The sequence below is a fragment of the Bradyrhizobium sp. P2_E8 genome, from assembly GCF_056403875.1.
Genome location: NZ_JBFUES010000356.1, coordinates 1 through 6874, shown reverse-complemented (window position 1 = coordinate 6874; position 6874 = coordinate 1). Strand labels below are relative to the sequence as shown.

Genomic DNA, 6874 nt, shown 5'->3' with positions numbered 1-6874 from the left:
GCCCGAGCGCGAGGGACGTCTCAGCCCGGCTGACCGCAACACCCTGCTCGCGGCGATGACCGACGAAGTCGGCACGCTGGTGCTGCGCAACAACTACCTCCAGACGCTGGCGCTGTCGCTTGCCGAACGCAAGGGCGTGGCCGAGACCGGCTTCCTCACCCGCCTGATGCAGTCGCTCGAGCAGCGTCACCTGCTCAGCCGCGCCGTGGAATTCCTGCCCGACGATGCAGCGATCGTCGAGCGCACGAGGCGCGGCCAGGCCCTGACACGGCCGGAGCTTGCCGTATTGCTCGCCTACGCCAAGCTGACACTCTACGAAGACCTCCTCCTCACCGGCGTGCCGGATGATCCTTATCTCGCCCGCAGACTGTCCCTGTATTTTCCGCGCGAGATTCTCGACAAATTCCCGACCGCGGTCGAGCTCCATCGCCTCCGACGCGAGATCATCGCGACCAGTCTCGTCAATGCCGTGATCAACCGCGGGGGCCCGGCCTGCATCGTGCGCCTGACCGACGAGACCGACGCCGATATCTCGACCATCGTCATGGCGCAGGTGGCGGTGGACGCGATCTACGAGCTCAGGCGGCTCAATGACGCGATCGACGCGCTCGATACACGTATCGACGGGCAGTTGCAGCTCAGCCTCTACGCGGCGATCCAGGATCTCCTGCTCTCCCGCATGGTCTGGTATGTGCGCAATGTCGATTTCAAGGATGGGCTGAGCGCGATCAACGCCCGGTTTGGCCCTGCCGTCCGCGAGATCGCAGCCTCCCTCGACGACGCCCTGCCACCGGACTTGCAAGCCGCGCGCGGCAAGCGCCGGCAGGAGCTGACCGATGCCGGCGTCCCGACCGGCCTCGCCGGCGAATTGGCGGACCTCGACGCCCTGGTCTCGGCGCCGGATATCGTGACGGTCGCCGAGCGCACCAGCCGCAGCATCCGCGATGCCACCGCGACGTTCTTTGCCGCGGAAGCCAATTTCCGTCTCGACCGCATCATGGCCGCCGCGCGCAGCGTGGCCGCCAGCGATCATTTCGAACGCCTGGCCATCGACCGCGCCGTCGAACTGATCGCGGCAGCCGAAAGACGCCTGACCGCAGCTATGCTGGCAACCGGCCAATCCGGTCAGCAGGCCGCGGAGACCTGGCTTGCAGCTCACCCCGAGGCGACGCGCATCCGCCGTGCGGTCGAAGAGATCGCCGCCGGTGGCCTGACGCTGGCCAAGCTCATGGTGGCCGCGAACTTGCTGGGGGACCTGGTCAAAGCCTAGACGGAGGAATCCAAATGATTCACGCCACTTGCCATACCGCCGACAATGTCCGTTGTATCGAGTTCGATGCCACACCGTGGTTCAACGAGGCTGATGCTCCGAGCATCATCGAGTTGGCCCAACGAGGATGGACCAGCACGGCGATTGCAGATTCCCTCGAGCACCGACGTGGATACGAAGGCTTGCACGACCTCGTTGAGTATGCGGCGACGCGACTGCAATCGGAATCCCTGGAGGACCCGACCTGGGAAACCTTCGCATGTGTCGTCGATGGACCCGAGGCCGTCGCCTGGCTCGAGGAAAACCGGCCCAACGTTGTGGCAAGGATCCCGTAGGCCAAGGCAAGTGCAGCAAAGGCCACAATTGATTGGCGGCATCGCAAACGAAGCGGAAATGGCGCGCCACGGCCGATGAAGATGGCACTATTGTTTCGCTGTGCCACTGTGCGCCGTCTGACGCTCTATCCGGCCGAGCCGCGGGCGCGTGCACCGGCGCTGTCACGCGGCGCCGTTACAGTTTTCCATAAACTCGCCCGGCGACCGCCTTCAGGCGCTCGACCGAGCCGGACTCAGGATGCGGCTTGACCGGCGCGAACAGGATCGAAGCCTGCCTGCCGTTCTTCCAGACATAGATGTTGACGGCGTTGCCGTTGCCCTTGGTGCAGGAATGCTCGCCGAATGCTTCACTGCCGAGCTCGGGTATCGCCACGTGTTGGCACGGGCCGGTGCGCTTCATCATGCTGATGACGGTGTCGCGCGAGATCGCGATCACCGCGACGGTCATGGTGTTGGCCTCGCGATCGAACATCATGCAGCTGCCCGCGCCGGTCCGCTGGACCGTCAGCGTGCCCTTGTCGAGAAAGCCGTCGGCATCCGCGGCCGTGAGCCACTCGCAATTGCCGAACCGCTCGCTGCTCTTGCTCACCTTCCCGATGGCAACGCGCGCGGCTTCGGTGATCGGTCCGAGCAGCGCATCGTCGGCACGCCGGCCGATCGGATAGACGCTGATCTGCAGAATGTAGTCGCCGGACAAGGCGACGACCGAGGCCTCCTGGCGCTGCGCGCCGGCGGCGCTCGTTCCGCCCTGGCCTTCCTCGCCGATCCCGGACACTGCGTTCAGCGGCATGCGCTCGCCGAGCGTCTTGACGAAGGTCGCATACAATTCCCTGGCGCGGTCCTTGTCGGGATTGCGGAACACGGTCAGCATCATCGTGTCGCCGCGGCCGGCCTGGTAGATGCAGCCGCGGCCGTCCTGATTTGAAATCAGCGACCATTTGAGCGCCGGCATCGCGCCGGCGAGCTCCTGGGCGCTGATGAACGGGCAGGTTTCGGCCGCGCGCGCGGGAAGGACCGGGACGGCTGCGACTGCAAGAAACAGGACGAGGCAGGAGAACAGACGATCGATAGGACGCATGGGACAACTTACTACCGAAATGGCGCGCCGCGCTCGATGAAGATGGGCACTATTCGTTCGCCGTGCCCCTATCTTGGTGGACCATGAGCGGAAATGGGCAGTCGGCCGGTGGGGTGAGATCATGCTGTTAAGCAGGCGCCTAGGGGTCCACTCATTTACTCCATTCCTATGAGAGTGATGCAAGTCACAGAATGGCAGTTGCGTTTGTCCATTCTGCGAATACTCTGGTCACATAGTGATTTGGGGTTGTGATGGGCGTACTTCGCATCTTTTCCATAATCATTTTCTTTGCCTGGCTCGGGTGTGAACCGGCGCTCGCCCAAAAGCGCGTCGCCCTCGTTATCGGCAACTCCGCCTATAAGACCGTTCCGCGGCTCGGCAACCCGATCAACGATGCAGGTCTGATCGGCAAGATGTTCCAGGCTGCCGGTTTCGATGTGGTGGACGTCAAGCTCGATCTTAATACTGCGGAGATGCGCAGGGCGCTGCGCGAGTTCGGCACGAAAACGCGCGATGCCGAGATCGCCGTGGTTTACTATGCCGGCCATGGCATCGAGGTCGACGGCAGCAACTACCTGATTCCCACAGACGCGGTTCTCGAGACTGATACCGATGTATATGACGAAGCCTTTCCTCTGGATCGGGTGTTGGTAACGATCGAACCTGCCAAGCAGCTTCGTCTCGTCATTCTGGATGCTTGTCGCGATAATCCCTTCGCCAAAACGATGAAGCGCACGCTGTCCTCGCGCGCGATTGGACGGGGGCTGGCAAAGGTTGAGCCAAACAGCGCGAACACGATGATCGCCTTTGCGGCCAAGGCTGGATCGACAGCGTCGGACGGCGACTCGAAGAACAGCCCGTTTGCTACGGCCCTCGCCGATCATCTAACGAAGCCCGGCCTTGATCTGCGCAAGGCGTTTGGGTTTGTCCGTGACGATGTGTTGAAGAACACGAGCTTCAAGCAGGAGCCTTATGTCTATGGCTCGCTCGGTGGCAATGACGTTACGCTTGTGCCGGCCAAGCCGGTCGCAGCTGGCCCGCAGGCGAGTCCGCTGGAAACAGTCCGCAAGGATTACGAACTCTCATTGCAGCTCGGTACAAGGGATGGCTGGACCGCTTTTCTCGCGCAATATCCGGAGGGGTTTTACGCCAATTTGGCCAAAGGCCAACTGAACAAGATCGCTGCCGAGGAGGCACGCGCGGCGGCTGCAGAAAAGGCTCGGCAGGCCGACGAGGAGAAAGCCAGGTTGGTCGCAGAGCGTGCGAAGAAGGCCGATCAGGACAGGGCAACTGCCGCAGCCAGGTCTGCCGAGGAGCACCGTCTTGCGGCGGAAAAGGCCAAGCAGATCGAGGAAGCAAAGGCAGAAGCGGCCGAGCAACGAAGGAAGGAAGCGGAGGCCGCCGTCGTCAAGGCGCTAGCCGAAAAGCAAGCGGCCGAGAAGGCGCTCGCTGACAGACTTGCGAGTGAAAAGGCTGCGGCGGAGCAGGCCGCAAAGCAGGCTGCCGATAAGAAGTCGGCTGATGAAGCCGCTCAGAAGATTGCCGCCGTCCAGCCGACGGTCTCGCAACCCAGTCTGTCGCCGCAAGAAATGGCGAAGCTCGCTCAGCTGGAGCTGCGCCGCGTCGGATGTTTGACGACTGCCGCGGATGGCGACTGGAATGCATCGTCACGCCGTTCGCTGAGTCTGTTCAATAAGTATGCCGGTACCGAGTTCGACGTGCAGGCCGTATCCATCGACACCATCGATGCGATCAAGGCTCGTGCGCCGAGGGTATGCCCGCTTGTTTGTGACCATGGTTACCGGGCAGAGGGAGACGCTTGCACGAAGATCACCTGCAAGAGCGGCCTCGAGCTGCAGGATGACGGAAACTGTGCGCGTCCCAGGAAGAACATATCTTCGAGAGCTCCGGACGAATCATCAGCGGGTGGTTCGAAGCCGCAGAGGTCTCTGCCGCCGACCGAATTTTCTCCCAATCGCCGATTGCCGGGTGAGCCGCCCGATGGATCAATTCCGACCGGCCAGCGAATGACCGTCCAAAGCAGCGCCTGCCCGCGGGGACAAGTCCTCGAACTGATCGGAGGATCACAGGCTCACGGGATCCGTCGTCAAAAGCGATGTATCGCGGCGAACTAGCGTTGCTGCAGGCTCATCACCCGAGCTGCATCGTGGATTCTTCTCCAAAGCGACACGAAAATGTCGATCGGCGGAAGCGCAAGCCATTCGGAAACTGGCGCGCCGTTCAGAACGAAACCGCGAACTCATATATAGTTGAAATTGTTATATAAATTCAAGATCCTGGGAATGATCGACTGACTGAAGGCTAGCTACGCCCCCGACGGCGTATGCCCCAAGGGCGGCTCGTTGGCCGACTGCTTTGACTGGGACAATGATCGTTGCCGGCCGCCTTAGCTTCTTCGGCGACCACGCCCATCTCGCCAAATCCCATTGATTCGCAGCCTTTCTGGCGCCACTGCGCAAGCGGAGTGGGTCGTCCACGCAAAGCGACCGTTCGGCGGGCTCGAGGCCATGCTCGTCTATCTGTCGCGCTACACCCACCGCGTTGCCATCGCCAGCAGCCGCCTGATCGCCTTCGACCAGCAGGGTGTCACCAAGGGGGAGCAAAACGGCCCACCGGAAATCCCACGGAAACCTCGTGACGCTCGCGCCTTCTCGAATGTCCAGGGACGGCCGACCGGGGACGAAATGTCGCGAAACGAGCAATCTCGCCAGACTTGATAACTTGCTTATGATATCGCGGAGGTAGCCTGTTCGCAGCTGTCCGCTTTTCCGGGAGAAGCGAAAAGCGGACGCTATGGCTCTGCCGGTTTACCATGGGTAAGCTTTATGCAATGAAAAATGACACCGCTCGAACGAACGCCGACGCCTTGACCGAGAGAAGCCTCGCTCAAACAAAGCCTCACGAAGGCCCGCCACGCACGGATGTCGGGACGATAACGCTCCATTGGGCGACCGCGCTCGCGTTCGTCGTAAGCCTCGTTACCGGCCTACGCATCGCCGCAGACGCGCTGCACGCCCCCTTCTCGAAATGGCTCGCTCCCGTCCTGCCGCAGGGCGAGATCTTTTCCTGGCATTTCCTCGCCGGACTCGCCGTCTTCTTCTGCGGGTCGGCCTACGTCGCCTACCTCGCGCGCAGCGGCCTCGTCGAGCGCAACAGCCCCAAGAAGACGCGGATCCTCGCGATGCGCGCTCCGGCTCGCCTCAAGTGGGGGGCCGTCAACGTCATCCTGCACTGGTTCGTCTATGCGCTCGTGATCTTCCTCACGGCGACGGGCGTCATGATGTATCTCGGCTATGGCGGCTGGTGGGCTTATCTCCACTCGACCGCCGCCTATGTTGCGCTCGTCTATATCTTCGCGCATGTCGCCGCGCATTATCTCTATGGCGGCTGGCTGCAGATTTTCCGCGTGTTTCGGCCGGCCCCGCTCGCGATCGCGAAGGCCGTGCGGCCGAGGCCTCTTCTCGTCGCCGCTGCAATCGGGGTGGCAGTCGCGTGCGGCGTCGCCGGGGTCGACTGGGCGACGCGCGATACGCTCGTCGTCGCGCGGGTGAGCGACGCGCCCAAGCTGGACGGCGCCATGGGCGATCCCGCCTGGTCGCGCGCGCGCCCCGTCTTCATCCGCACGCAGCAGGGTGCCAATCTCGGCGGATCGGGCGAATCGCTCGTGGAGGTGCGCGCCCTGCACGACGGGCAGAAGATCTATTTCGCCTTCCGCTGGGAAGATCCCACGCGCTCCCTGCGCCGCATTCCGATCATCAAGAAAGAGGATGGCTGGCACGTCCTCGACGAGCGTGCGGGCCTGCAGGACGCCGTCGACTTCTACGAGGATAAACTTGCGGTCATTCTCTCGGATAACCCATCGCTCGGCGGCGCAGGCGCGACCGATCTCGGCACCAACCCGCTGCCCGGCAAACCGATGCCGATCAACGGCCGGGGCTTCCACTTCACGACGGATGGCAGCTACATAGACATGTGGCAGTGGAAGGCGTCGCGCGGGGGCATGCTCGGGCGTGTCGATAGCCAGTATATCGGCCCGCCCTACGCTCCGACCCTGGACGAGCAAAATTACGATGCCCGCTACCAGGGCGGCTATTGGAACAAGCCTGGTCGCTCTCTTTATTCGTATAATTTCAAGTTCGTCCGCAGGAACGACAAGGGGCCCGTCACGGT

General features: G+C 62.6%; 5 protein-coding genes and 1 pseudogene. 5 read left to right on the top strand and 1 reads right to left on the bottom strand.

From position 1 onward, the window contains the following. Together AC1D00_RS20190 and AC1D00_RS20185 are read left to right on the top strand one after the other, a co-directional pair. Window positions 1-1270 (top strand): NAD-glutamate dehydrogenase domain-containing protein (locus AC1D00_RS20190; protein WP_477011873.1); only part of this gene is annotated, 1270 nt, incomplete at its 5' end. Between the two features lie 14 nt (window positions 1271-1284). Next, window positions 1285-1605 (top strand): hypothetical protein, encoded by a 321-nt coding sequence (locus AC1D00_RS20185; RefSeq protein ID WP_135179066.1) that lies wholly within the window; start codon window positions 1285-1287, stop codon window positions 1603-1605. A gap of 175 nt (window positions 1606-1780) precedes the next feature. On the opposite strand, the gene AC1D00_RS20180 is transcribed toward AC1D00_RS20185, so the two are convergent. Then, a complete protein-coding gene (locus tag AC1D00_RS20180) occupies window positions 1781-2683 on the bottom strand; it encodes a hypothetical protein (protein ID WP_477011872.1) in 903 nt (300 codons plus the stop codon). Window positions 2684-2934: 251 nt separating this feature from the next. On the opposite strand from AC1D00_RS20180, the gene AC1D00_RS20175 reads away from it, so the two are divergent. The 3 genes and pseudogenes from AC1D00_RS20175 to AC1D00_RS20165 form a co-directional block, all read left to right on the top strand. After that, complete coding sequence (locus AC1D00_RS20175) at window positions 2935-4818, top strand: caspase family protein (protein WP_477011871.1); 1884 nt, start codon at window positions 2935-2937, stop codon at window positions 4816-4818. A 265-nt stretch (window positions 4819-5083) separates the two neighbouring features. Continuing rightward, window positions 5084-5295 (top strand): annotated as a pseudogene (locus AC1D00_RS20170) (transposase); the annotation flags it as partial. Between the two features lie 239 nt (window positions 5296-5534). Further along, window positions 5535-6874: ethylbenzene dehydrogenase-related protein (locus AC1D00_RS20165; RefSeq protein WP_477011870.1), on the top strand; the 1340-nt coding region annotated here is incomplete at its 3' end.

What these genes read in the sequence shown, in the direction of transcription:
- AC1D00_RS20185 (WP_135179066.1), top strand. Translation starts at nt 1,285, where the DNA reads ATGATTCACGCCACTTGCCATACCGCCGACAATGTCCGTTGTATCGAG.
- AC1D00_RS20180 (WP_477011872.1), bottom strand. Translation starts at nt 2,683, where the DNA reads ATGCGTCCTATCGATCGTCTGTTCTCCTGCCTCGTCCTGTTTCTTGCA.
- AC1D00_RS20175 (WP_477011871.1), top strand. Translation starts at nt 2,935, where the DNA reads ATGGGCGTACTTCGCATCTTTTCCATAATCATTTTCTTTGCCTGGCTC.